23 protein-coding genes and 1 other RNA gene are annotated in these 24502 nt (G+C 34.2%); 16 read left to right on the plus strand and 8 right to left on the minus strand.

Going from position 1 to position 24502, the window contains the following annotated elements; all coding sequences use genetic code 11:
* Positions 1–2 precede the first annotated feature (2 nt).
* Both RQM59_RS13975 and RQM59_RS13980 read left to right on the plus strand, forming a co-directional pair.
* Positions 3–1136, plus strand: coding sequence for a phosphoenolpyruvate carboxykinase (ATP) (locus tag RQM59_RS13975; RefSeq protein WP_349242742.1), 1134 nt, complete (start codon positions 3–5; stop codon positions 1134–1136).
* Positions 1126–2184 carry a nucleotidyltransferase domain-containing protein gene (locus RQM59_RS13980; RefSeq protein ID WP_349242743.1) on the plus strand — a complete coding sequence of 353 codons (1059 nt, stop codon included), beginning with the start codon at positions 1126–1128 and terminating at the stop codon, positions 2182–2184. Before RQM59_RS13975 ends, RQM59_RS13980 begins: the two co-directional genes overlap by 11 nt.
* On the opposite strand, the gene RQM59_RS13985 is transcribed toward RQM59_RS13980, so the two are convergent.
* A complete protein-coding gene (locus RQM59_RS13985) occupies positions 2181–3533 on the minus strand; it encodes a UDP-N-acetylmuramate--L-alanine ligase (protein WP_349242744.1) in 1353 nt (450 codons plus the stop codon). The genes RQM59_RS13980 and RQM59_RS13985 overlap by 4 nt on opposite strands.
* A gap of 128 nt (positions 3534–3661) precedes the next feature.
* On the opposite strand from RQM59_RS13985, the gene RQM59_RS13990 reads away from it, so the two are divergent.
* Positions 3662–4135 carry a hypothetical protein gene (locus RQM59_RS13990; RefSeq protein ID WP_349242745.1) on the plus strand — a complete coding sequence of 158 codons (474 nt, stop codon included), beginning with the start codon at positions 3662–3664 and terminating at the stop codon, positions 4133–4135.
* A 31-nt stretch (positions 4136–4166) separates the two neighbouring features.
* On the opposite strand, the gene RQM59_RS13995 is transcribed toward RQM59_RS13990, so the two are convergent.
* Genes RQM59_RS13995 through RQM59_RS14005 form a run of 3 tightly spaced genes read right to left on the minus strand, consistent with a single transcriptional unit; the run spans position 4167 to position 5996 of the window.
* Positions 4167–4517, minus strand: coding sequence for a TfoX/Sxy family protein (locus tag RQM59_RS13995; protein WP_349242746.1), 351 nt, complete (start codon positions 4515–4517; stop codon positions 4167–4169).
* 2 nt (positions 4518–4519) lie between these two features.
* Positions 4520–5041 carry a DUF4136 domain-containing protein gene (locus tag RQM59_RS14000; protein ID WP_349242747.1) on the minus strand — a complete coding sequence of 174 codons (522 nt, stop codon included), beginning with the start codon at positions 5039–5041 and terminating at the stop codon, positions 4520–4522.
* 1 nt (position 5042) lies between these two features.
* A complete protein-coding gene (locus RQM59_RS14005) occupies positions 5043–5996 on the minus strand; it encodes a M20/M25/M40 family metallo-hydrolase (RefSeq protein WP_349242748.1) in 954 nt (317 codons plus the stop codon).
* A gap of 84 nt (positions 5997–6080) precedes the next feature.
* On the opposite strand from RQM59_RS14005, the gene kdsA reads away from it, so the two are divergent.
* Both kdsA and RQM59_RS14015 read left to right on the plus strand, forming a co-directional pair.
* Positions 6081–6899, plus strand: a complete 819-nt coding sequence (gene kdsA / locus RQM59_RS14010) for a 3-deoxy-8-phosphooctulonate synthase (RefSeq protein ID WP_349242749.1) — start codon at positions 6081–6083, stop codon at positions 6897–6899.
* A 34-nt stretch (positions 6900–6933) separates the two neighbouring features.
* On the plus strand, positions 6934–7893 hold the full coding sequence (locus RQM59_RS14015) for a transglutaminase domain-containing protein (protein WP_349242750.1): 960 nt from the start codon (positions 6934–6936) through the stop codon (positions 7891–7893).
* A gap of 4 nt (positions 7894–7897) precedes the next feature.
* Here the strand turns inward: RQM59_RS14015 and RQM59_RS14020 are convergent, their stop codons facing one another.
* The gene (locus RQM59_RS14020) at positions 7898–8257 is read right to left on the minus strand and encodes a DUF1801 domain-containing protein (RefSeq protein WP_349242751.1); all 360 of its coding nucleotides are present in this window, start codon (positions 8255–8257) and stop codon (positions 7898–7900) included.
* A 31-nt stretch (positions 8258–8288) separates the two neighbouring features.
* Between RQM59_RS14020 and RQM59_RS14025 the strand changes: the two genes are divergently transcribed.
* Positions 8289–8852 carry a hypothetical protein gene (locus RQM59_RS14025; protein WP_349242752.1) on the plus strand — a complete coding sequence of 188 codons (564 nt, stop codon included), beginning with the start codon at positions 8289–8291 and terminating at the stop codon, positions 8850–8852.
* On the opposite strand, the gene RQM59_RS14030 is transcribed toward RQM59_RS14025, so the two are convergent.
* Positions 8853–10058 (minus strand): NAD(P)-dependent oxidoreductase, encoded by a 1206-nt coding sequence (locus tag RQM59_RS14030; RefSeq protein ID WP_349242753.1) that lies wholly within the window; start codon positions 10056–10058, stop codon positions 8853–8855.
* 134 nt (positions 10059–10192) lie between these two features.
* Between RQM59_RS14030 and ssrA the strand changes: the two genes are divergently transcribed.
* The 3 genes from ssrA (at position 10193) to RQM59_RS14045 (ending at position 12973) form a co-directional block, all read left to right on the plus strand.
* Positions 10193–10587: a transfer-messenger RNA gene (gene ssrA, locus RQM59_RS14035) on the plus strand.
* A gap of 192 nt (positions 10588–10779) precedes the next feature.
* Positions 10780–11865 (plus strand): glycosyltransferase, encoded by a 1086-nt coding sequence (locus RQM59_RS14040; RefSeq protein WP_349242754.1) that lies wholly within the window; start codon positions 10780–10782, stop codon positions 11863–11865.
* 79 nt (positions 11866–11944) lie between these two features.
* Positions 11945–12973 carry a glycosyltransferase family protein gene (locus tag RQM59_RS14045; protein ID WP_349242755.1) on the plus strand — a complete coding sequence of 343 codons (1029 nt, stop codon included), beginning with the start codon at positions 11945–11947 and terminating at the stop codon, positions 12971–12973.
* On the opposite strand, the gene RQM59_RS14050 is transcribed toward RQM59_RS14045, so the two are convergent.
* Positions 12970–13647 carry a cell division ATP-binding protein FtsE gene (locus RQM59_RS14050; RefSeq protein WP_349242756.1) on the minus strand — a complete coding sequence of 226 codons (678 nt, stop codon included), beginning with the start codon at positions 13645–13647 and terminating at the stop codon, positions 12970–12972. The two genes, RQM59_RS14045 and RQM59_RS14050, sit on opposite strands and share 4 nt — an antisense overlap.
* A 175-nt stretch (positions 13648–13822) precedes the next feature.
* Between RQM59_RS14050 and RQM59_RS14055 the strand changes: the two genes are divergently transcribed.
* From RQM59_RS14055 to RQM59_RS14085, 7 genes are all read left to right on the plus strand, one after another.
* Entirely contained in the window at positions 13823–16864 is a 3042-nt protein-coding gene (locus RQM59_RS14055) for a tetratricopeptide repeat protein (protein WP_349242757.1), read from the plus strand.
* A complete protein-coding gene (locus RQM59_RS14060) occupies positions 16865–18637 on the plus strand; it encodes a TonB-dependent receptor (protein ID WP_349242758.1) in 1773 nt (590 codons plus the stop codon).
* 124 nt (positions 18638–18761) lie between these two features.
* Positions 18762–19439 (plus strand): hypothetical protein, encoded by a 678-nt coding sequence (locus RQM59_RS14065; protein ID WP_349242759.1) that lies wholly within the window; start codon positions 18762–18764, stop codon positions 19437–19439.
* 108 nt (positions 19440–19547) lie between these two features.
* Positions 19548–20978, plus strand: coding sequence for a M20/M25/M40 family metallo-hydrolase (locus tag RQM59_RS14070; RefSeq protein ID WP_349242760.1), 1431 nt, complete (start codon positions 19548–19550; stop codon positions 20976–20978).
* Between the two features lie 3 nt (positions 20979–20981).
* A complete protein-coding gene (locus RQM59_RS14075) occupies positions 20982–21344 on the plus strand; it encodes a DoxX family protein (RefSeq protein WP_349242761.1) in 363 nt (120 codons plus the stop codon).
* Complete coding sequence (locus tag RQM59_RS14080; RefSeq protein WP_349242762.1) at positions 21341–22960, plus strand: amidohydrolase; 1620 nt, start codon at positions 21341–21343, stop codon at positions 22958–22960. The genes RQM59_RS14075 and RQM59_RS14080 overlap by 4 nt, the downstream gene beginning before the upstream one ends.
* A 108-nt stretch (positions 22961–23068) precedes the next feature.
* On the plus strand, positions 23069–23701 hold the full coding sequence (locus RQM59_RS14085; RefSeq protein WP_349242763.1) for a TonB-dependent receptor plug domain-containing protein: 633 nt from the start codon (positions 23069–23071) through the stop codon (positions 23699–23701).
* 32 nt (positions 23702–23733) lie between these two features.
* Here the strand turns inward: RQM59_RS14085 and trpA are convergent, their stop codons facing one another.
* Positions 23734–24498, minus strand: a complete 765-nt coding sequence (trpA, locus tag RQM59_RS14090) for a tryptophan synthase subunit alpha (protein ID WP_349242764.1) — start codon at positions 24496–24498, stop codon at positions 23734–23736.
* Positions 24499–24502 lie beyond the last annotated feature (4 nt).

Genomic DNA, 24502 nt, shown 5'->3' on the forward strand with positions numbered 1-24502 from the left:
CCTTGAGTAAAGACATCCTTTTCAAAGATATTGAAGATAAAACAGTAGTTTGGTTTGAGAACTCAAATCGCTATGTGGTATTGGAAAAAAGGGCTGCCCAAATTGTAAAACAATTACATGAAAACATTGCTGCTAATACGATAGCAAATTCATTGGCTAGTGATTTTGATATTCCTGTTGAACAGGCAATGGGTTTTGTTCAGGACATTGAAAGAAATATAGTACTCCCAAATCAAGAGGAACAATTAGGAGGCTCGAGTGTATATAGTGATGTAGTAATTCCCGTAAACTTCGAGTTATACAAAACATATAAGATTGATACGCTAACTTTCAAGATCGATTTCTCAAGTGAATTTGAACTCTCTCTAGTGCATCCTAAATTTGCGCATCTTGAAATATCTGGTCAAGAAAAAATCAATCATCATTATCACGTATTTACCCAAAACGAACGTACTTTTTTGTACGTAGAGGACACTTTTATTGGAGCTTGGGCATATTCTAATATACATTATTTCCAAGGCAAGTTATCCATGGAAATCGTGCAACATATGCACCAAAAACCTGAAAAAGATTGGCTCGGAGTTTTCCATGCATCGGCAGTTTCAGATGGCTCCAATGGCATGTTGTTTTTAGGTGATTCAGGAAACGGAAAGAGTACTTCTCTTGCGTTATTGCAAGCGCATAATTTTCATTGTGTTGCAGACGATTTTGTTCCTGTAAGCGCATTAGCACAAGATATTTATTCTTTTCCCGCTGCTATTTCTATCAAAAAGAACAGTTTAGATGTATTGTTACCTTTTTATCCAGAGTTAAAAACGACGGCTGAATATAATTTTACTCGTTTAAAAAAAATCGTTCGGTTTTTACCACCAAAAAATGAGAACGCTATAACACAGGTACCTTGTAAAGGGTTTGTTTTTATAAAGTATGATAAACACATCGATTTTGAATTAACCGAAATCTCAAGTATAGAAGCTTTTGAAAAGTTGATTCCCGATTCTTGGCTTTCTCCTATTCCGCAAAATGTAACGTCTTTCTTAGATTGGTTTGCAACCATCCCTTGTTATAGAATTGTATATTCTAATAATGAAAGAATGATTTCGGAGGTTTCTAAACTATTCGCTAATGTCTTATAAAGAAACATTATTTTTCATTGCGAAATGTTTAACGATTTCTCATGAAACCGCGAACTATGTTATTGTAAAAAATGCCGTAGAAAAAGAGACTGTTGATTGGGATTCTGTTGTTAAAGTTAGTACAGAACATTATGTTTTTCCGGCCTTATACTGCAATCTAAAACGTAAAGAACTTTTATCACATTTACCCAAGGATCTTGTTGAATATATGCAACATATCGCAACGTTAAACAAGGACCGTAATCTTCAGATTAAAGAGCAAGCTCTGGAAATTAATAAGCTTTTAAAAACAAGAGGTATTCTTCCTGTTTTTTTAAAGGGAACTGGTTTCCTGTTACAGGGCTTTTATGAAAATATTGCCGAAAGGATGATTGGTGATATAGACTTTATAGTATCTGAAAAAGATTATGAGAATGCTATAACTGTTTTAAAAAAGAATGGCTACGGTAATAAAGCTCATAAATTAGATAATGTAAAGTTAGGAAAGCATTATCCTAGACTTATTCATAAAGAAAAAATTGCTGCAGTTGAAGTTCACTTTCGCATTTTAAAAGAACCTTATGATGAGGTATTCAATTATGAGTTTGTAAAGAATCATACTGTTGAATTACCAGAAAATATTCGAATTTTAAATTATGATCATCAAGTATTACATACCGTTTTCAATAAGCAAGCCAATGACCTAGGCTATTGGTATAAGACCATTTCTCTTAGGAACTGCTACGACCTTTTTTTATTGTCAAAAAAAACGAATACACTTAGCGCTATAAAATCCGTATCAAAACATTTCGATATTCTTAATGCTTTTCTGGCGAGTTGTCATTTTGTATTCAATCATAGCACTTCTATTACATTTGACAAGAATAGAAAAACAAATACGTATATACATCGTCAGTTAGAATTATTGGATACCCCTAAAAAGATGAAAAAGAATAGACAGCTTTGGGATATTTATTTCAACAGTAAAACAAGGTTTAAAAAGTTAAAACTTGCATTCACCAATAAAGATGTAAGAACCCACCTGTTTAATCTAATGTTTAAACGTTAGACTAACCTTTTCAATTCATTAAAATCTAAGCCTCCGTAGTTTCCAGAACTCATGAGAAGTAAGGCTTTATCTTGTAAATCTTGACGAAACAAAAACGCCTTAAAATCGCTTGGGTTTGTGTAAATGATTAAATCATCTCTTTTAAAAGCATCCCCTATCTGATCCACAGTAACCTCATCTAATTGTTTAATTTTAACTGCATGCGGTGAATAAAATACTACTGCTACATCCGCGCTATCTAGCGCTCCTTCATACTCTCTTAAGAAATCTGCGTTCAGACTGCTATAGGTATGCAACTCTAAACATGCTACTACAGTTCGATCTGCATATTGTTTCTTTACCGCTTTAGTTGTTGCATCTACTTTGCTTGGACTATGTGCAAAATCTTTAAAAACAACAGTTTTATCATTTTCTGCTATTTTCTCCAAACGTTTACTAGCTCCTTTAAAGCTGGAAATAGCCTCATAAAAATCATCTTCGTCTATACCCATATGTTGGCAAATCCATTTTGCTCCTGCAAGGTTTTGAAGATTATGATCTCCAAAAATTTCAAGCGGCATATCTCCATCTGAAGTATCTAAATACGTAATACCATTCTCGATCGTATACTCTGGCGTACCATAAGAATACTTTTTTATGGAATTTTCAGAAGATTCTACAATTTCTTTTACTACTGGATCTTCCTCATTATAGACCATGCTTCCACCATGAATTAAAGAATCAGTAAAAATTCTGAATTGATCCACGTAGTTTTCAAAAGTTGGAAATACGTTAATATGATCCCAAGCAATTCCGCTTATTAAGGCAATATTTGGTTTATATAGATGAAATTTTGGACGTCTATCTATGGGAGAGCTTAAATATTCATCCCCTTCTAGTACGATAAAATCATTTTCCTTTGTTAAATGTACCATGGTTTCAAAACCTTCCAATTGAGCACCAACCATATAATCTACTTCTCGTTCATGATAATTCAAAACATGTAGGATCATTGACGTAATAGTTGTTTTACCATGAGAGCCACCAATAACTACTCTAGTCTTATCTATAGATTGTTCATACAAAAACTCTGGATAGCTATAAATTTTCAAACCTAATTTCTGCGCTTCTAGCAATTCAGGGTTGTCTTTTTTCGCGTGCATTCCTAAAATAATAACATCTAGGTCAGATGAGATTTTCTCTTTAAACCAACCAAACTCCGATGGTAATAAACCATACTTCTCTAAACGAGATTTAGAAGGATCGTGAATAGTGTCATCACTTCCAGAAACTTGGTATCCTTTAAGATGTAATGCTATTGCTAAATTATGCATAGCGCTACCTCCTATAGCAATAAAATGAATATTCATCTGTTATATTTTAGTACGTAAAAATAAGAAACCTTCTTCTTAATAACTCTTTTTTTATATAATATTAAGGCGCTGTTTAGGCATTAGGCACAGACTTTGTATAGAAGGTATTTTTAAAACATTAAATTATGAAAAAAATAATGGTAAGCTTTGTCATTTTATGCATGACAACATTTGCACTAAGTGCTCAAGAAATTTCAAAAAACGCTATAGGAATTCGTTTAGGAGACAATAGCGGTTTAGGAGCTGAGATCTCTTATCAACACAAATTGAAAGAAGCGAATAGGTTAGAAATAAACCTTGGAACCAGATCAGATTCAAATCTAAGTTCTTTTAAACTCACTGGTCTTTACCAATGGGTATGGGATCTTGACAACAACTTTAATTGGTATGCTGGTGTTGGAGGTGGAATTGGCAGCTGGAAAAACAAAGTACTTAATAACAGTGAAGCTGTTCTATTTGGAGCAGGAAACATTGGTATTGAGTATAGCTTTGATATTCCGCTTTTACTCTCTTTTGATTATAGACCAGAATTTGGTTTCAGCGACATTTATGACGGATTTAACTCCGATTTTGCGCTAAGTGTTAGATATCAATTTTAAATAAAAAAAGGCTCGGAATTCCGAGCCTTTTTTATTTCTTTTTTTTCTTTTTACTTGCTTTTGCCAATGGATTAAAATCAAGTGCCAGCTGCAACCAACTGTTCAAATCATCATCTAAATCTGTGGCGTCTTCTGTTAAAAATACAAAGCCTTTCATAGGCCTACCCGTAAAGTTCATCTCTTTACATCCCTCTTTCTTTAAAGATTCTTCATATATAGCAGGATTGATCCTTGCCATAATTTCGTCTCTGTTTACACCAACACACATCTTACCATCTACCATAAAACATAGTCCGCCCATCATTTTCTTTGCTTCAAAGGGTACGCTTTTCTCTCTAAAAAACTGAGAGATCCTATCTGCCAAATACTCGTTATACGCCATAATTATTTCTTACTTGGAGGATATTTCTCAAAGGTTTTTCTTACTACTTCTTTCAAGTATACCTCTCTTTCTTGCGGTTTGATCTTTTCTTTGATCTTTTTTATTGATACGCCTTGCCAAAAAAGCTCGTTGGTTTTTGTATTTACGAATTCGATCGTTAATTCTTCATTTATCTTCTTTGATCCTATAGGTATTCCTGCAGATATCCCGAATCCAACATTTCTACCACCTCCTATTCCAACACCAACACTATTATTCTCTTCTAAATCCATTTTTTGAGACATGAAGTTGATTAAGAAGTCTGGTGACTCAACCTTTTTAAAACCTTTGCGTATGAGTTCATTTTCTATAATCCCTTGTGCTCTTTTGACGTCCAGTTCGTTCATTCCATTTCCAGCATCATCATAAAAGTTAAATGTTTTAAAGCTAGTAAAGTCTGTCTTGCTATCATAATCATAGACAATCTTATTGGATCCACACCCAACGAATAACATCAATATAAAAACAAAACAGATATTTCTCATACTACTTCTTTTTTTCCTTAATGACCACTCTTGTTGGAGTATCTTTTCCGTTGATGATACTTTCCGTTCCTCTTGCGACCGCCTTAATAGTTTCGGTAATAATCCCCACATCTAATGTTTCGGCCTCATCTGATACTTGATGGTAATTTTTATCAATGTCAATTGGTGTTGTAGAGAATGTATGTGAAGGCACACCCAATCTTGCCAATGACGCATTATCTGACCTAAAGAACAAGTTAAATTTCACATATGGATCTGGAAATAGTTTGTATCCCGTTCCTTCTAGATTCTTCTGAATTATCTTCCCAAAATCTGATCTTTCAAACCCTGTTAACCAAGCTGTTTTAGGGCCCGTTTTAGGTTCTTTTCCTATAAGCTCTAAGTTAATCCCAGCTACAAACTTACTTGCATCTATATCTTTTCCAAAATATCTAGAACCAACCAAGCCCATTTCTTCTGCTGTAAATGCAACAAAAACAATGGTTCGTTCATTTTTTCCTTTCTTAGCAAAATACTCAGCTAATGCTAATACTCCAGTAACTCCAGAGGCATCATCATTTGCTCCATTAAAAATAAGGTCCCCTTCCCCACTCTTCTTAGTTCCTAGGTGATCGTAATGTGCAGATACAATTACGTACTCGTCTTTTCTAGATTTCCCTTCTAAAACACCAATTACATTAAACATCTTTATTCCTTTATGCTCAAAGTTTTGTCTATATGTTTTTAAGTTGTTATACTTTTTTAATCCAATTCGTTTAAACTCTCCTTCTATATATTGTGCAGCTTTTTCAATTCCTTCAGTTCCTGGCTTTCTTCCAGCCATATCATCAGAAGCTAGTGTATATAAATGTTTTCTAACGGTAGTAGTATCAATATGAATCTTTTCTTGAGCAAAAGTTGATACTGAGAATACTGCTATAATAGCAAAAATTAATAAAGATTTTATTCGATTCATTTTTTAGAATATAATGGTTATAAAGGCTAAAGATACCAAACCTTGACAATAAATATTTTGTACTTTTGTTAAAATTTTTTTCAGATGAATTTATCTAAAGTTCCCAACATTAAAAACTTGGATTCTAACAACTTTTTTTTACTTGCTGGTCCTTGTGCTATTGAGGGCGAAGATATGGCCTTGCGGATTGCAGAAAAGGTCATTAGTATTACTGATAAACTAAAGATTCCTTATGTTTTTAAAGGCAGTTTTAAAAAAGCTAATCGAAGTCGAATTGATAGTTTTACGGGAATTGGCGATGAAAAAGCCTTACAAATTTTAAAGAAGGTCTCTGAGACATTTAATGTTCCTACCGTTACCGACATACACGAAGTATCCGACGCTGCACTGGCTGCTGAATATGTAGATGTACTGCAAATTCCTGCCTTCTTAGTGCGTCAAACGGATCTAGTTGTTGCAGCGGCAAACACCGGTAAAGTGGTAAACTTAAAGAAGGGGCAATTTATGAGTCCCTCTGCAATGAAACATGCGGTTAAAAAAGTTATGGATTCAGGAAATGATCAAGTTATGGTTACTGATAGAGGTACCATGTTCGGTTATCAGGATATGATCGTAGATTTTAGAGGTATTCCAGAAATGAGAGAATTTGCACCTACCGTATTAGATGTAACTCATTCATTGCAACAACCGAACCAATCATCAGGTGTTACCGGAGGTAGGCCAGATATGATAGAAACTATAGCAAGGGCAGGTGTTGTTAATAATGTAGACGGTCTTTTTATAGAAACTCATTTTGATCCTTCCAATGCTAAAAGTGATGGAGCAAACATGTTACACCTAGACCATCTTGAAGGCTTACTTACCAATTTAGTTGCCATTAGAAAAACAGTAAATTCATTATAGGCACAATTTTTGCGAGACAAAATTGTTATCCTATATGATGAAAAAACTACTATTTCTTTTTCTGTTGATCTCCGGAACTGTTTCGGGTCAAGAATTTACACGAGTTGATAATATCGTAAATAATTATCCCAAATATCGATCACCTCAACAGTTGGCAGATAGAATTTCGAAAGATTTTTCCTCTGATCTGGATAAGGTCAGAGCTTCTTTTAAATGGTTAACGAATAATATCAGTTACAGTCTGGACTATTATTTTCACAACCAGAGAACCATTAGTTTCACATATAGTAGCGAAAAAGAACGTCAGGATCAACTACAAAAAATCCGAGACAAAATCGTTGCTGATACATTTATTTCTAGAAGCGGTGTTTGCGAAGAATATGCCCAATCTCTAAAGAAACTATGTGATTTAATGAATATTGAATCTACGCTTCTAAAAGGATATGTTAGAAATAATGCTAGTGAAATTGCAGAGACTCCAGAAGGGACGAATCATGTTTGGAACGCTGTAAAAATTAATGGCAAATGGATGTTTATTGATGCAACTTGGGCAGCCGGTTTTGTTATTAATGGACGATGGGAACGCGTATTTGGAAATTATTTTTTCAATATGCCGAAAGAAAAAATTGGACTAACACATTACCCCTCGGATAAAAAGTGGCAATTATTGCTAAACTACGGTACGTTAAAAGAATTTTATAGTCAACCTATTTACCATCAATACTTACTAAATCACAACATTAAGTTAGTAAACCATACCAAAGGAATTATTTCTCCAAACAAGGATAATGAGCTTGTTTTCAAACTTGAAAACTTACCGGAAAATTCTAGGATCACCTATTACTATAAAGGTCAGCGTTATTCGCAAAAAGCAGCAATCGCTCCAAGTGACGGTGTTTTCTGGGTAACCATACCTGCACCAGCGAGAAGTACCGAGCTATATCTTTTTATTGAAAGTGTTTCCATTTTGGAATACAAGGTAGCACAGCATTAATTACTTATTTCTTAAACCCTTTTTGATAGTGCTTATGTACTTCTTTTAAGACGTTGACTAAAACCGTTTGATCTATATCTTCTACAGTAAAATATCGGAGCGATTTCATTACTTTTCTGTTGTCTCTAATTAAATAATCTTCAAAATCTGTAATCGAATAAGGCATCCAGAAACCCACATCTACATATCCTTTCGTAACATTTAAAAAGCAAAAAGGTTTTTCATGTAAATAGTAATACGGTATTTTCCACTTGTATTTTAGATCAACTTCGGGATACTCAGATTCTATTACTATTTGTAGTTGAAACAATATCGATTTAAAAGGTTCCTGTTGTCTTAAAATGTACTGTTCGACAGGATTCATTTTTTGTATATTAGCGTAAGTTTACCCATTTATGAATAACGACGTGCAAGATACTCATTCTCCAAATTTTATTTTAAAAGGTTTTACCAGTGCTCAAGTTGGGTTGTATTTTTTAGCAAGCGCCTATTTGATAAAAAAAACAATTGGTAATTTTTTAGTAGACGACACATTTATGATGTTTATGTCTGTACAATTGATGGAGTTTTTTATAGCGGGCATCCTGTTTTTATTGTCTTTGTTTTCTTCACTAGCTATATTTTATTCAAATCGTAGAAAAGCAAGAAGAGCTAGTCAAAAAATATGGAATCCCAGTTCCAAAAAGCGATTTTGGATATTCTTAACCCACATTATTATCAGCCTATCTATTCTGATTTTGCTATATTCAAATGGACTGTATAACTATATAGGCCCGGTAGGATTGATCTTATATGCCTTCCTATTAACGGCTTTAAGCGCATCGAATAAAACCTTCTACTTATTTGCTTTTGTAGCTATATTATTAGCAGTAATGAACTTTATTATTCCGAACTATTGGTACTCTTCTATGCTATTGATTGGCGTAGCCCATTTTGCCTATGGTGTGGTAAAAATTTAGTTATTCCTTGTCATCCACATAATCCTGTAAATAGGCATATCTTTCAGTAAGCTTCCCATTTTCAGTCATTTTAGCTCTGGCAAGAATGCTATCTTTATCATTATTATAAAAAGCAGGGATCACATGTGTTAAGAATAGTTCACCAAAACCTTCACTGGCATCTTTAGGTAATTCACAAGGAAGGTTATCTACAGCCATTACGGTAATCGCTCTTTCCTCTTTAAAATCGACCTCAGACTCGGTTTTCGGGTCATATCCGTAAATGGGATCTGCAATCGTAGAAGATCGAATGGTAGAAGCAACGGGGCCATCAATATCACAAGACACATCCGCCACGAAACGAATGTTAAAATCTTCAGATTTAGCATCCTCTCTGGTAAATAAATACGGAGCTCCATCTCCATAAAAATGGCCTGCAATGAAATAATCCGTTACTTTGGCAAAACGCATAAAATCAGATTCATAATGTTCAGGATTATTATAAAAATCCCTTCGTCCCAATTGTTGACCGTCAGTTCTTTTATTATAATCCAACACATCGATCAAACAGTATACAGGTTCATTATAGGTTTTAGTTAAATACGCTTCCACAGAAACTTTTTCAATCTGCATAGCATCTAACATTTCCTTCGCTCCATGTGCTACCTTACCACTACCCGTTAGTAGTATTTTAATATTAGGGAGATGTATCGTATTCAATGCCTCGATCAATGCTTTTTGATCTGGCAGGTTTTCCGCTTTAGGTAAATCAAAAGATCCATGTTTCATTCCGAAAGCTCTAAAACCATTGTAGGCCCCTACAATACCAGCATATCTTCCAAAACCAATAAGTCGATTTCCGTTCTCTTTGGTAATTACTTCATGATCATACAACTCAATATTCTTGTCTAAAATTGCTTTAAGCAGTTCTCTGTTGTAAGGTTGTTTTTTGATGGTATGACTAAAGAAAAAGTATTTTTTATTTGAGATCAACGCATCGATAGGTACTTCTTTTACCCCAATCATAACATCACAATCCGACACATCATTAGCAACTTCTATTCCTTCTCTCTTATACTGATCATCCGAAAAAACACGTATCTCAGAGCTTTCCACTTTGATACTTGCCTCAGAAAATGATTCTTGCAATTCTTTTAATTTCGAAGGAGAAAAGACCACTCTTCTATCTGGTGGGTTTTTGCGCTCTTTAATGATGCCAAATTTCATAGATGTTCATCTTTTTAAATTCGCCTCGAAATTACTGGAATTAAAGAGGACATGCAAATATGAATTCATCTGATTTTTCTTACTTTTGTCCTCCTGTTTATTGAAATTCATTTTCAATTTAATTGAAGATACATGGGGACGACTGGTTTTGACAGCAAGGTCAGTAAAATTGTAAGCATATCGAGGAATGAGATCATAACTCGTAAAACTTATTTCAACTTTTTAAACGGCGAAAATAATTACGCTTTAGCTGCATAGTCTGAATTTATAGTAAGACTAGCCTAGGCACACAAGGTGTGCAAGCTTTATGTCCACGAAAAGCCCTGATTTATGGCGTTTCTTTTTTGGGCATCGTAAAAATAGATCTAGAGATACTAGCACTTCGATAGTACTTCGAAATTAAAGAAGATAAGCTTTAAGTAGATTGTTTTTGATCAGCTTTAAGTCGAAAATCAAACAAAAACTAAATATGTAGAAAGCCATTTAACTGCTTGTTTGGACCCGAGTTCGATTCTCGGCGTCTCCACAAAAACCTTCCTTAAGTTAAGGAAGGTTTTTTATTTACAACTATTTCCTGACTCTCTGTAATTAGCTCCGCTTTTTTACGACCACATGAACGATAAGAGCCTTTCTTATCATTCTTTTTCATAGCAAATTTCCCACTCTTTTTCAGATGAGAGTGGGTTTTCTTTTTTATATTGCTTTTTAAAATATATGTTTCTTGAGTAGAGCGATAGTATCTGTTACCAACGATTTAAACACCGACCAAAGAGTTGCTAAAACTTGCGATACTTTAGTTGATCTTGGCTATGAAGTACTATTAGTTGGACGAAAGCTAAAAAGTAGCACGCCTATTTCAAGATCGTACAAAACAAAAAGGTTCAACCTCTTATTTAATAAGTCCTTCTTGTTTTATGCAGAATATAATTTTCGTCTTTTCTTTTTCTTGCTGTTCTCAAAGAAAAAGCTGCTAATCTCTAATGACCTGGATACTTTACTCCCAAACTATATCATAAGCAAACTACAACGAAAAAAGTTAGTGTATGATAGTCACGAGATATTCACCGAAGTCCCAGAACTAGTTGACAAATCTTTTGTGAGAAGGTTTTGGACTAGTATAGAAAAACGCATTTTTCCAAAGCTTAAAAACGTGATAGTTGTGAGCCCTGGAGTAGCAGATTATTATGAGAAAGCTTACAATGTACATTGTCATATTGTGCGAAACATTCCAAAAGAAATTTCAGTAAAGCCTTTAGCATTACCATTTGATCATCAAGGAAAGAAAACAATTTTATATCAAGGGTCAATCAACATGGGTAGAGGATTAGAGCTAATGATTGATGCGATGTCTCTTTTAGAGGACTATATATTTATGATTGCTGGAGATGGAGATATTATAGAAACGTTGAAAGAACAAGTAAAACAAAAAGAGCTCGAAAACTCAATTATTTTTCTGGGAAAACTAGGCCCGGCTCAACTTAAAAGCATTACCCCCTTGGCAGATATTGGCATCAGTTTGGAAGAAGATCTTGGACTTAATTACCGTTATGCGCTACCAAATAAAGTATTCGACTATATACATGCAGAAATTCCTGTAGTAGTTTCAGACTTGCCAGAGATGAAGAAAATAGTTGAAACGCACCAGATAGGAAGGGTTTTAAAAGACAGAAGGTCTAAAGAATTATCCTCTTTGATCAAGTCTATGGATAAGCGCCAATATTCAAATGCTTTGAAAAAAACTAAAAAAGAGCTTAGCTGGAGCGTAGAAAAAGAAAAATTAATCCATATTTTTAAGCATCTCAACTAAAAAATTACATATTGTCTCTTTCGATGTCCCCTTTCCACCCAATTATGGAGGGGTTATTGACGTATTTTATAAGATAAAAATGTTATCAGAATTAGGCGTCGATATCTATTTACATATGTTTGAGTATGGCAGAGGTGAACAAAAAGAACTCACAAAATATTGTAAAGAAGTTCATTATTATAAACGGAATCCTTTTGTAAAAAGCTTTTTATCAACAGATCCATTTATTGTCAAAAGTCGAAGTAACGATCGCTTAACTACCAACCTAAATAAGGATCCTTTCCCTATCTTATTCGAGGGTTTACATACGACGTATCCTGTTTTTGAAAACCTATTAAAAGGGCAACCTGTATTTGTAAGAGCTCATAATATAGAGCATCGTTTTTATAAAGGTTTGTCTGAAAGTGAATCTAACCTTTTTAAAAAAAGATTCTTTAAACAAGAAGCGAAAAAATTGAAGCGCTATCAACAAGTTTTAAAAAAAGTAAATGGTGTATTTACCATCTCGCCGTTTGAACAAGCCTATTTTTTTCAAAAATTTGGTGATCATTGCCAATACGTTCCCGCTTTTCATGAGGTCTTTAAAAAGCAACATTTAAAAAACAAAGGAACATACATTCTGTACCATGGGAATATGATGGTTCCTGAAAATGTCAAAGCAGCACTATTTTTAATTAAGGTTTATAAAGGTTCTAAATTCACCTTTAAAATTGCAAGTAGTCATGTACATAAAACACTTGTTAAAGAGATTGGGTTGCATCCTAATATTTCATTTACACATATTCGTGAAGAAAATGACCTATCAAAGCTTTTTGAAGAAGCTCACATAAATGTACTACCAACGTTTCAAAAAACAGGGATAAAGCTGAAACTATTAAACACGCTATATCAAAGCAAATTTGTGATTGCCAATGATTTTATGATTGATGATACTGGGCTAGAAACGCTATGTGAAAGAGCCAATACAAAGGCTGAGTTTTTAAACAAGACGGAAATGTTGTTCAATACTGATTTTTCAAATGACATTGTTAACGAGAGACTTCAGATATTACAGCAGTTCGATCCAATACAAGGAGGGCAAAAAATAATAGATACTATCTTTAATTAGCCCTGAGCTACTTCAAATAATTCTCCTCCTTCACATTTTATGGTTTGCTGTTTGAACTTAACAATTAAGGCATAGTCATGTGTGGCCATTAAAATGCTCTTTCCGCTTTGATGAATTTCGTTTAATAGCTCCATCACTTCTAAAGAAGTTTTTGGGTCTAAATTACCTGTAGGTTCATCAGCTAAGATCAATTCAGGATCATTCAATAATGCTCGAGCAATAGCAACCCTTTGTTGTTCTCCTCCCGAGAGTTCAAAAGGCTTCTTGTAGTATTGCATTTTCATTCCTACATGGTCTAGCACCTCCTCTATCTTGGCTTTTATTGCTTCTTTATCTTTCCAGCCAGTAGCTTTCAAAACGAACAATAAATTATCAAAAACAGTTCGATCATTCAATAGCTTAAAATCCTGAAAGACAATCCCTATTTTTCTTCTGAGAAAAGGAATCTCTTTATCTTTTAATTTTTTAAGATCAAATCCTACAATAGCGCCAGTACCTCGTTGCAGTTTCAGATCTCCATATAAGGTTTTCATTAAGCTACTTTTTCCGCTTCCCGTTTTACCTATCAGGTAGAAAAAATCACCTTTATTAATGGTCAAGTTTACCTTAGATAGCACTAGATTATCTCGTTGATAGATATCTGCATTTTCTAAATGTAAAATTGAATTCTCCATATTTTTCGTTTTTACAAACCTACATAAAATTTGATCAACAAAAAGATCAAAAATTGTAGAACTTATTCTAATTTTAACTTGCCAATCAACTATACTCTTTGTTTCTTTTTTTTATTTCTATCCAACAAAAATAAAAATAAGGCGTTATAGATTTCAGGTAATAAAAATAACATCAATGAAATATTACTTTTTAAAATCACCAATCTTATTTCTTCTTTTGACTCTTTATACGAGTGTAATTTGGGGGCAACAATCAGATATTGATGTAAATATCTTTAACGATTATAATCATGCTGTAAAATTATTTAACAATAAAGCCTATGCTGCTGCTCAAAAGAACTTTGTCGACGTTTCTAAAAAACTCAAAGACAATACAAATTTAAGAGCAGAAGCCGATTATTACGATGCAATGTGCGCTATTAAGTTGAATCAAACAGATGCAGATAAAAAGGTTCTGGGCTTTGTAGAAAAATACCCTAATAGCACGAAAAAAGATAAAGCCTTCTTCTTGGTTGGAAATTATTATTTTGCCAACAAAAGAGCATCTTACGCCTTAAAATGGTTTACCAAAGTAAATCGTGAAGCCCTTTCGGAAGAAAATAAAAAAGAGCTGGATTTTAAAATGGGATACGCCCTATTAACCACGCAAAACTTAAAACGTGCGAGAGGGCATTTTTTAAAGTTGATCAACGATCCAAAATATGGGAATGATTCTAGGTACTATTATGGATATATTGCCTATAAACAGGAAGATTATGAAGAAGCTGAGACCACACTTAGTGAGTTAGCTGATCAAGAGGCATACAAAAGTGAAGTAACCTACTACTTATTAGATATCAGTTTTAAGGCTGGAAAGTTTGAAAGGTGTATCGAAGTGGGTCTCAAATTACTAGAAAAAGCCAAACCAAAAGAGCGATCCGAAATTGCAAAAATAGTTGGAGAGAGTTACTTCAATCTTAAAGAGTATGAAAAATCTATCTCATATTTGGAGGAGTATAGAGGAAAAAAAGGAAAATGGAGTAATACCGATTATTATCAACTAGGGTTTGCCTATTACAAACAAAATGATTTTGAAAAAGCGGTAAGTAATTTCAACAGAATTATAGACGAGCAAAATAATGTTTCTCAAAATGCCTACTACAATCTAGGTGAGTGCTATATGTACTTGGAAAAAAAGACAGAAGCTTTAAATGCTTTTAAGAATGCTAGCGAAATGGACTTTAACCCAAAAGTAAAGGAAGACGCCGCATTAAATTATGCAAAATTGAGCTACGAAGAAGGAAATCCCTATAAAAGCGTAGCACTGGTATTGCAAGATTTCCTAAAGGCATATCCAAAATCTCCTAGTTATGAAGAAATAAATGGATTGGTAGTAACCTCTTACCTGTATCAGCAGGATTATGTGGGGGCTTTGGATTATTTGGCTAAAAACAAAAGCGCTCAAAACAAGGAACTGACCTACGAAGTATCGTATTATAGAGGTGTGCAATTATTTATGGACCGGAAATTAAAAGAAGCTATTCCCTTCTTTATAGCAGGTATCAAATGTACAGACCCTATCGTCAAGTCTAAATCTCAATACTGGAAAGCAGAAGCGAATTACCAACTAGGAAATTTCCAAAATGCTTTGGATGACTTTATTGCCTTTAAAAAGATTTCGGGTTCGAAAGATGTAGAAGAATATGCGCAAGTCGATTATAATATTGGGTATAGCTATTTCAAGCTTAAAGAATACCCAAATGCAGTAGTGGCTTTTCAGCGCTTCATTGCTACCGAAAATGACGATGTCGTAATGAATGATGACGCGATTATTAGAAAAGGAGATAGTGAGTATGCCACTAAGAACTACAGAAAGGCAATTGCTTCCTACAAAAAAGTAATTGATGCTTACGGTTCTGGTGCGGACTATGCACAGTACCAATCTGCCATGAGTTATGGATTCCTAAAAGATAATACCAAGAAAGTTGCACAGCTTTTAAAGCTGATTAAAGATTTTGAAACTTCAGGTTTGAGAGATGATGCCTATTTTCAATTAGGAAATACTTATGCTATTGATAAAGACAATGAAAATGCACATTTATCTTACGAAAAACTAACCAGTGAGTTCCCAAGAAGTTCTTTTAATGCCAATGTTTTATTGAGAAATGGGTTATTATATTTTAACGACAATGAGAACGAAAAAGCGTTAACTATTTTCAAACAAATTGTTGCTAAATATCCAAATTCTCCGGAGGCAAAGCAAGCAGTAACCAATGCTAGAAACGTACATGTTGAATTAGGAACGGTGGATGAATATGCAACCTGGGTGAGGACGGTCAAATTTATGGATGTAACCGATACCGAGCTAGACAATACGATGTTCGAGTCTGCCGAGAATAAGTTTTTAGCGAATAAAACGAAGGGGGCCATCAGTGGTTTTCAAAAGTACATCACCAATTTCCCAGAAGGATTACATGCACTCAAATCCAATTTTTACTTGGCTCAATTATTAGTAAAAGAAGGAAGAAATGACGAAGCTATTCCTAATTATCAATACGTGGTAGATCAGGATCAAAGTGAGTTTAGCGAGGAAGCATTGAACAAACTATCTCAGATCTTATTAGAAAAAGAAGATTGGACAAACGCGATTCCACTATTGGCTAGATTAGAAACAGAGGCTAATTTCCCTCAAAATGTTATTTATGCGCAAAGTAATTTAATGAAAGGGTATTACCAATCTGATGATTACAAAAATGCCGTTGCATATGCCGAAAAAGTTTTGCAAAACTCTAAAATAGATGCTAATGTAGAGTATGATGCGAAGATCATTATAGCAAGATCAGCCTATAAGACAGATGATTATGTTACTGCAGAAGAATTCTATAAAGAGGTTGAAAGAAACGCTAGTGGAGAATTAAAAGCGGAAGCCTTATACTTTAGTGCGTTTTTTAAGAACTATAATAAGAAGTATGCAGAATCTAACAAAGTAGTTCAGAAAGTAATTTCAGATTACTCTGCCTATAAATATTGGGGAGCAAAGAGCTTTATTATTATGGCGAAAAACTATTATGCGATTGAAAAATCGGATCCCTATCAAGCCACATTTATTTTAGAAAACATTATCAAGAACTTTACACAATTTGAAGACGTTATTAATGAAGCTGAAAACGAACTCAAAAAAATCAAGACCAACGAAGCCAAAACAAACATATCTGTAACTCCTAAAAATAAAGAATAGATGAAAAAGTTTTTATTATTGCTGGGGGTTGTTTTTGGTTCATATCAAGCAAGTGCTCAGAAAGAAGAAAAAAAAGAGACTGCTAAGGATACCTTAAAACCTGAAGTTATTAATGTAGTAACTTCCTATACACCTACCATTGCGGATGCCTTTAAGATCAAGAAGAATCCTAAAATAGTCTTAAGTGAGAAGTCTCAAAAGAAAAAATTGAAATACACCATTTTCTCAGCACCTGTGGCATCTACTTTTATTCCTAAAAGCGGAGTGGTAAAAGGCATTGATCTTGGTGTTAAAGAACGTCTGTACGACAATTACCTAGCTGCAGGGTTTGGTAATTACGCTACTCCTTTTGTTGAGTTGTTTTTACATCAAAACACAAAGCACGAGACAGATTTTGGAATCTATGCAAAATATATATCTTCAGAAAATGGGGTTGCTGATGCTTTATTAAACAACGGTTATCGAAATCTGAACTTAGGTGGGTATTATATGAAAGAAGAACGTTATTTTAACTGGAAAGTTGGAGTTGACGTAGAAAGCAATCAGTACAATTGGTATGGGCTGCCAGCCTTAACATTCGACGTTCCTACGCTGAATGCGATCGAAGAGAAGCAAAAATTCAAGTATTTCTCTCTGAATGGTGAAATGATCTTTGAAGACGCATATATAGAAAATGCAAATGCTAAAATCTATTCCTTTTCAGATGATTTTAAAAGTAAAGAGTTGTTCTTTTCTTTAGCAGCAGACCTACAGTTGCCGTTAACAGCACTTAGCAGAAAATTGAAGAACCTAAATGTAAACACCTCTTTAACCTATTTAAGTGGTGAGTTTATGCAGGATTATCTAGGAACTACCAAACAAGAATACTCCTTTTTTAATTTTAAAGTGAACCCAACCTATCGTTTTGGCGATGATAAATTAAAAGTAAAAGCGGGTGCTAAAGTATACCTGGCGTTAGATACTCAAAATAGTCTTACTGACTTTTTCATCTACCCAGACATCGAGATCTCCTACCCTATTGTAAAGAGTTTAGCCTATTTGAATTTAGGCGCAGGTGGTGATTTAGAGATGAATAGCTACAGAAATTTTTCAAACTCAAATCCTTTTGTTTCGCCAACGCTTTTTATGACACAAACCAATGAGCAGTATAACTTCTTTGCAAGTGTTAATGGTAAGTTTTCTCCAAATGTGACCTATCAAATAAAAGGAAGTTACAGAAACGAAGAAGACAAACCATTGTTCATTAGGAATAACTCTAAATCAGATGGGACAACTAATATAGCGAACAGTATCCCTCTACTGGGGTACGAATATGGAAATTCTTTCAATGTGTTTTATGATGATGTAAAGACCTTTACTTTTTACTCTGAACTAGAAGTAGATGTTTCCAAAAGAATGATGATTGGTGCCAACCTACAATTTCATTCCTACACCCTAACAGGGCAACAAGAAGCCTGGAACTTACCAAAAGTAGAAAGTACCATTTATGGTAAATATAAAAAGGACAAATGGTATGCAGGAGCAGATCTGTTCTTTGTAGGGGAGCGAAAAGACATACTCTATGGCGGCATCTTCCCATCTGCAACATCAGGTGTACAGAATCTTAAGTCCTATTTAGATCTAAACTTAAACGGTGGATACCATTTTAGTGATATGCTATCTGCTTTTGTAAAGTTTAATAATGTCCTGAACTCAGATTATCAGCGTTATGCAAACTTCACCGTACAAGGATTCCAGGTAATAGCAGGTATTACCTATAAGTTTGATTTTTAGCGGTGTGCTTAAGATCGTACTGCATATTCTACTATTTCTAGTATTAACGATAGTTTCACAGACAGGCGGTATTATCTATTTAACTTCACTGTTCCTTATAAGTCGAAATAAAAAGCAGTATCGATTGAAAAGATGGTTTGCTTTTACGCTTTTATATGTTGCTTCCTCTTTTTTATTGATTCCGAATATCTCTCCTTATTTTGGTCGAGTTCAAATTAAAGAATCAAAGAGTATTCATGCCCATAGTTTCTTTACGAAGTTACTCAACAGAAATTATGTAACGGAAGAAATGAATCAAGTCATTACCAATGTAGCTGTACAACTTCAGAAAGAATATTCTGGAATCAAAGTGATGTACCTCGATGCAAACTTCCCTTTTTTTGATAGTTTTCCTTTATTACCTCACTTAAGTCATAACGACGGCAAGAAAATAGATCTGGCTTTTACCTATGAAGAAACAAATGGAGCACTCACCAATTTAAAAAAATCGAGAAGCGGCTATGGTGTATTTGAACATCCAAATAACAAAGGATTAGATCAAACAACTAAATGTAAAAAACAAGGATTCTGGCAATATGATTATAGCAAATTTGTGACTTTTGGTGAAATAAACAATCATCTAACCTTTAGTAATCGTGCAAATACCAGATTGATCAACCTTATTGCTAGTCATCCTAAAGTTGAAAAAATATTCGTAGAACCTCATCTCAAACATAGACTTAAACTAAAGAGCTCTAAGATTCGATTTCAAGGATGTAGGTCGGTAAGACATGATGATCATATTCATGTTCAAATACATTAAGAATTAAACAATTCCATTAATTCCGTTAAAATCAAATATACATTTTTCATTCATAAGATCGTTGTCGAGAAGTTTATGTAAATTTAACTTCTTAAAACTAACATAACCATGAAAAAACTATCTCTTTTTGTCATTCTTGTACTCGCATTTTCGTGTGCAGAGAAAAAAGAATCTTCGAATACTGAACTTGGATTAACTACCGAAGAAAAAAAAGATTCGACCAATATTAAACACCTATTTAATACTGCTTTAATGGAAGGTCAATCCTATGAATGGTTAAGAGATTTAACAAGTAATATAGGAGGTCGTTTATCTGGGTCTCCCGAAGCACAGAAAGCCGTAGAATGGGGAGAAAGGTTAATGAAAGAAGTCGGTTTAGATTCTGTTTGGCTACAACCTGTAATGGTACCGCACTGGGTTCGTGGAGAAAAAGAAGTAGCTAATTATAGTGTCAATGGGCAAAAAAAGAATGTCCCTATTTGTGCTTTAGGTTTTTCTATTGCAACACCTAAGAATGGAGTCACGGCAGAAGTGATAGAGGTACAAGGATTAAAAGAAGCTGAAGCGCTTGGAGAAAAAATGAGAGGAAAGATCGTGTTTTTCAATAGACCATTTGACAATACGCTTATTAACACATTCAGAGCTTATGGAGGTTGTGTAGGACAACGTGTACGTGGAGCTGCCGTATGTGGTAAATATGGTGCGAAAGGCGTAATCGTACGATCTATGACAAATGGTGTTGACGACTATCCACATACTGGAACAATGAGCTATGGTAATATCCCAAAAGAAGAGTACATCCCAACTGCGGCTATCAGTTCTAGAGCAGCAAATATATTAAGTGATGACCTTAAAAAGAACCCAAATCTAAAGTTCTATTTCAAACAAAGTTGCAAGACTTTACCAGATGCACCATCGTTCAATGTAGTTGGAGAAATTAAAGGCTATGAGACTCCTGAAAATATTATGGTTGTTGGTGGTCATTTAGATTCTTGGGATTTAGGAGACGGAGCTCATGACGATGGAACTGGTGTTGTACAATCTTTAGAGGTGGCATATCTGTTTAAGAAAAACGATATCAAACCTAAAAACACATTGCGCGTTGTTTTCTTTATGAACGAAGAAAATGGAACTAGAGGAGCCAAGGAATACGCTAGATTAGCGAAACTTCATAAAGAGACACACATAGGTGGTTTAGAATCAGATGCTGGGGGGCATACTCCGAGAGGTTTTAGTATTGATGCTAATGCTTCCAATACAGCTTTGCTGCAAAGCTGGAAAAAATTATTATCTCCTTATGGATTGCATGATCTTGATAAAGGTGGTAGTGGCGCAGATATTTCGCCTTTAAAAGGAGAGGCAGTTACTTTAGTTGGGTATCGCCCAGATAGTCAGCGTTATTTTGATTATCATCACACCTCAACCGATACTTTTGATAAAGTGAATAAACGAGAATTACAATTAGGAAGTGCTTCTATGGCAAGTATTATCTATTTGATGGATAAATACCTTTATAATAACACACCCGTAAAGCCTTAATCTATGGTGCTGTTTACACTGGTTTTAAAAATTGTTTTTGGAGGATTTTTAACATTCGCCGGAATCATGCACATTATAAAACCCGATATTTTTAAACACTTTATACCCGATATTTTTCCAAAAAAAGTAGTCAACTATGTCGTTGGAGTCATTGAATTTTCTTTAGGAATAGCTTTGTTTTTTCATCAAACTACGTCTTATGCTGCTATTGGTATTTTTATCTTAATGATTTTATTTCTCCCTATTCATATATGGGATGTTACCAAAGAGAGACCGGCCATTGGCTCAAAAAAAGCTGCTATTATCAGAATTCCTCTTCAATTTTTACTAATGTTTTGTGCATATCTAATTTATCAACACTCATGAAAAAACTTATATTTCTAATCGTTCTTATCGTTTCTTTTACTTCATGTAAACAACAAGAAGTGGACCTCATAGTTACCAATGCAAATATCTACACCGTCAATACCAACTTTAGCAAAGCACAGGCTTTTGCAATTAAAAACGGAAAATTCTTGGCCGTTGGGACTACTCAAGAAATTACAGAAAACTATACAGCAAAAGAAATTGTAGATGCTCAAGGTCAGACTATCGTCCCTGGGTTAATAGATGCGCATTGTCATTTTTATGGTTTAGGGCTACAACAGCAAAGAGTCAATTTGGAAGGAACAAAGAGCTTCGATGAAGTAATTCAGCAGATTTCAAAATTTCAAGACGAAAAAAATGTTTCTTACATCACTGGCCGTGGATGGGATCAAAACGATTGGGAAGTAAAGGAATTCCCTACCAAGAAAAAACTAGACAAATTATTTCCTAGAACTCCAATAGCAATTCGAAGGGTAGATGGACATGCTTTACTGGTTAACGATGCTGCCTTACAATATTCCGGACTATCCGAAACTAATTTTCCTAAAGACATTTCAGGAGGCGAGTTTATTACTAAAAATGGACGTTTAACAGGTGTGTTGATAGATGCTGCAATGCGTTATATAAAAATTCCTCCAAGCACTAGAAAGGAGTCTATTTTAGGCTTATTAGATGCGCAAAAGATCAACTTTAGCTATGGGTTAACAACAGTAGACGATGCTGGCATTAGTCAACCTACTATAGAACTCATAGATAGTTTACAAAATACAGGTGATCTAAAAATTCGAATCTATGCCATGGTTTCTGCAACACAACAAAACCTAGATTACTATACAAAAAAAGGGATTATAAAAACCGATCGTTTAAATGTTCGTTCTTTTAAGGTATATGGCGATGGTGCCCTAGGTTCTCGAGGTGCTGCGATGAAAAAACCATATAGTGATCGTGAGGGTCATTTTGGTGCTTTAATCTATAGCCCTAAACGTTATCAAGAAATTGCAAAACAAATTGCAGCGTCAGCATATCAAATGAATACACATGCCATCGGTGATTCAGCAAATTATTGGGTGTTAAACGTGTATAAAGAGGCCTTAAAAAATGAGTCAGATAGACGATGGAGAATTGAACATGCTCAAATTGTAGACCATCAAGATTTTGACTTGTTCAAGAATGTAATTCCATCTATTCAACCAACCCATGCTACGTCTGATATGTATTGGGCCGAAGACCGTGTTGGATCGGAAAGAATTAAAGGTGGGTATGCTTACAAAAAGTTACTCGACATCTACGGTAAGGTAGCCTTGGGTACTGATTACCCTGTTGAACAAGTGAATCCTTTTTTAACTTTTTATGCGGCGGTAGTTAGAAAAGATATAAAAGGATATCCAGCTAATGGTTATCAAATGGAAAATGCATTATCTAGAGAAGAAACATTAAAAGGAATGACTATTTGGGCAGCATATGCAAATTTCGAGGAACATGAAAAAGGAAGTATAGAGGCTGGAAAGTTTGCTGATTTTGCCATTTTAAGTCAAGATATTATGCAAGTATCAGGTGAAAAAATACCAGAAACAACAGCTACATCCACTTATGTAAATGGAGAAAAAGTGCATTAACTGTTAAATAATTTAACATATTCTTAGCGAATAAAATCGTATATTTACAATACTCTGAATTAAGGAGTTATAGTCAATACGTAAGTTAAAAGTTTAAAATATTTGGATATGAAAGCAATTAAAAACCTCATTTTTTTACTGGCTCTTTCTTTTTCTGTTGCCATTGTTGCTCAGAAAAAAGAGAAAAAGAAAAAAGATGTAACTATTTCGATTTTAGTTAAAGACACTGATAATAAACCTGTACCAGGAGCGATTATTCTTTTTGATGATGTAAAGCAAAAAAGAAGAGCAAATGCTAAAGGATATTTTAAGGTAAAGTTAGATAAAGCGCCAAAAGAAATTAGTGCTTTCTATCCTACTATAGGTATTAAAAAAGTAAAGTATAATAACTCTAAGAATATGGTAATTACCATAAAGAAGGGTAATGATCATTATGTGATAGGAGATGCTAAGAAGAAAGGGTTAAATCCAATACAGTATAGAAGTATCTATGATTACATCAGAGGACAAGTTCCTGGTGTTCATGTCAATCCTAATAATGAAATTACAATTCGAGGATACAATACGGTTAATGGAAGTTTATCTCCTTTGTTCATTGTAAATGGTAATGCAGTAGATCAAGATATTTTTGGAAACATTGTTCCTACAAACATCAAGTCTGTTTCTATTTTAAAAGGAACTGATGCCGCTCATTATGGTGCCAGAGGTGCAAACGGAGTTATTAAAGTAGAAACTTTTTAAAATAGGTTTGTAAGAATCTGTTTTATAATATATTATAAAATTGGTGATATAAAGTCACCAATTTTTTTTGTGCCATTTTGTGCCAAAAACTTAATAAAGGCCGAACCTATAATAGCTCCACTTGCATATTCGCATGCCTTAGAAAATGTACTTCTATCTGAGATCCCAAAACCGATAATCAAATTACTTTGTAATTTCATTGCTTTTATTCTTTTAAAATAATCAATCTGAGATTGAGATATATCTCCTTTTGCCCCTGTAATAGAACTTGATGCAACCATGTAGATAAAACTCTTTGTATATCCATCAATCTTTCGGATGCGCTCTTCAGAGGTTTGCGGTGTAATTAAGAATACATTATTGATTCCATATTTATCAAATAATACTTTATAACGATTCTCATACTCAACCATTGGAAGATCTGGTAATATCACTGTATCAATTCCGCATTCAACTAACTTTTGACAGAATCGCTCCTCTCCGTATTTTAGCATTTGATTTAGATATCCCATCACAATCAAAGGTGCATTATTGCTTTCTTTGATTGAGAGTAGTTGATCAAATATGATATCTAAATTAATTCCATTTTTTAATGCCACCTGACTGCTATCTTGAATAGTCGGTCCATCTGCCAGTGGGTCTGAATATGGCAATCCAACTTCAATGAAATCTACACCTCCATGACTCAATCCTTCAATAACTTTTGAAGTGTCATTTAATTCCGGGAATCCAGAGGTAAAATAAATAGACAGAATGTTTTTGTCTTTTTCTTGAAATATTTTTTTTATTGAATTCATGAAT

Origin of the sequence: Asprobacillus argus, from assembly GCF_032248395.1 — a bacterium.
In the GTDB taxonomy this organism is placed as follows: Bacteria; Bacteroidota; Bacteroidia; order Flavobacteriales; family Flavobacteriaceae; genus Polaribacter; species Polaribacter argus.

What these genes read in the sequence shown, in the direction of transcription:
- RQM59_RS14000 (WP_349242747.1), bottom strand. Translation starts at nt 5,041, where the DNA reads ATGAGAAATATCTGTTTTGTTTTTATATTGATGTTATTCGTTGGGTGT.
- RQM59_RS13985 (WP_349242744.1), bottom strand. Translation starts at nt 3,533, where the DNA reads ATGAATATTCATTTTATTGCTATAGGAGGTAGCGCTATGCATAATTTA.
- RQM59_RS14045 (WP_349242755.1), top strand. Translation starts at nt 11,945, where the DNA reads ATGTTATCAGAATTAGGCGTCGATATCTATTTACATATGTTTGAGTAT.
- RQM59_RS14025 (WP_349242752.1), top strand. Translation starts at nt 8,289, where the DNA reads ATGAATAACGACGTGCAAGATACTCATTCTCCAAATTTTATTTTAAAA.
- trpA (WP_349242764.1), bottom strand. Translation starts at nt 24,498, where the DNA reads ATGAATTCAATAAAAAAAATATTTCAAGAAAAAGACAAAAACATTCTG.
- RQM59_RS14005 (WP_349242748.1), bottom strand. Translation starts at nt 5,996, where the DNA reads ATGAATCGAATAAAATCTTTATTAATTTTTGCTATTATAGCAGTATTC.
- RQM59_RS14075 (WP_349242761.1), top strand. Translation starts at nt 20,982, where the DNA reads ATGGTGCTGTTTACACTGGTTTTAAAAATTGTTTTTGGAGGATTTTTA.
- RQM59_RS14085 (WP_349242763.1), top strand. Translation starts at nt 23,069, where the DNA reads ATGAAAGCAATTAAAAACCTCATTTTTTTACTGGCTCTTTCTTTTTCT.
- RQM59_RS14055 (WP_349242757.1), top strand. Translation starts at nt 13,823, where the DNA reads ATGAAATATTACTTTTTAAAATCACCAATCTTATTTCTTCTTTTGACT.
- RQM59_RS14020 (WP_349242751.1), bottom strand. Translation starts at nt 8,257, where the DNA reads ATGAATCCTGTCGAACAGTACATTTTAAGACAACAGGAACCTTTTAAA.
- RQM59_RS14080 (WP_349242762.1), top strand. Translation starts at nt 21,341, where the DNA reads ATGAAAAAACTTATATTTCTAATCGTTCTTATCGTTTCTTTTACTTCA.
- RQM59_RS14070 (WP_349242760.1), top strand. Translation starts at nt 19,548, where the DNA reads ATGAAAAAACTATCTCTTTTTGTCATTCTTGTACTCGCATTTTCGTGT.
- RQM59_RS13990 (WP_349242745.1), top strand. Translation starts at nt 3,662, where the DNA reads ATGAAAAAAATAATGGTAAGCTTTGTCATTTTATGCATGACAACATTT.
- RQM59_RS14015 (WP_349242750.1), top strand. Translation starts at nt 6,934, where the DNA reads ATGATGAAAAAACTACTATTTCTTTTTCTGTTGATCTCCGGAACTGTT.
- RQM59_RS14060 (WP_349242758.1), top strand. Translation starts at nt 16,865, where the DNA reads ATGAAAAAGTTTTTATTATTGCTGGGGGTTGTTTTTGGTTCATATCAA.
- RQM59_RS14050 (WP_349242756.1), bottom strand. Translation starts at nt 13,647, where the DNA reads ATGGAGAATTCAATTTTACATTTAGAAAATGCAGATATCTATCAACGA.
- kdsA (WP_349242749.1), top strand. Translation starts at nt 6,081, where the DNA reads ATGAATTTATCTAAAGTTCCCAACATTAAAAACTTGGATTCTAACAAC.
- RQM59_RS14030 (WP_349242753.1), bottom strand. Translation starts at nt 10,058, where the DNA reads ATGAAATTTGGCATCATTAAAGAGCGCAAAAACCCACCAGATAGAAGA.
- RQM59_RS13995 (WP_349242746.1), bottom strand. Translation starts at nt 4,517, where the DNA reads ATGGCGTATAACGAGTATTTGGCAGATAGGATCTCTCAGTTTTTTAGA.
- RQM59_RS13980 (WP_349242743.1), top strand. Translation starts at nt 1,126, where the DNA reads ATGTCTTATAAAGAAACATTATTTTTCATTGCGAAATGTTTAACGATT.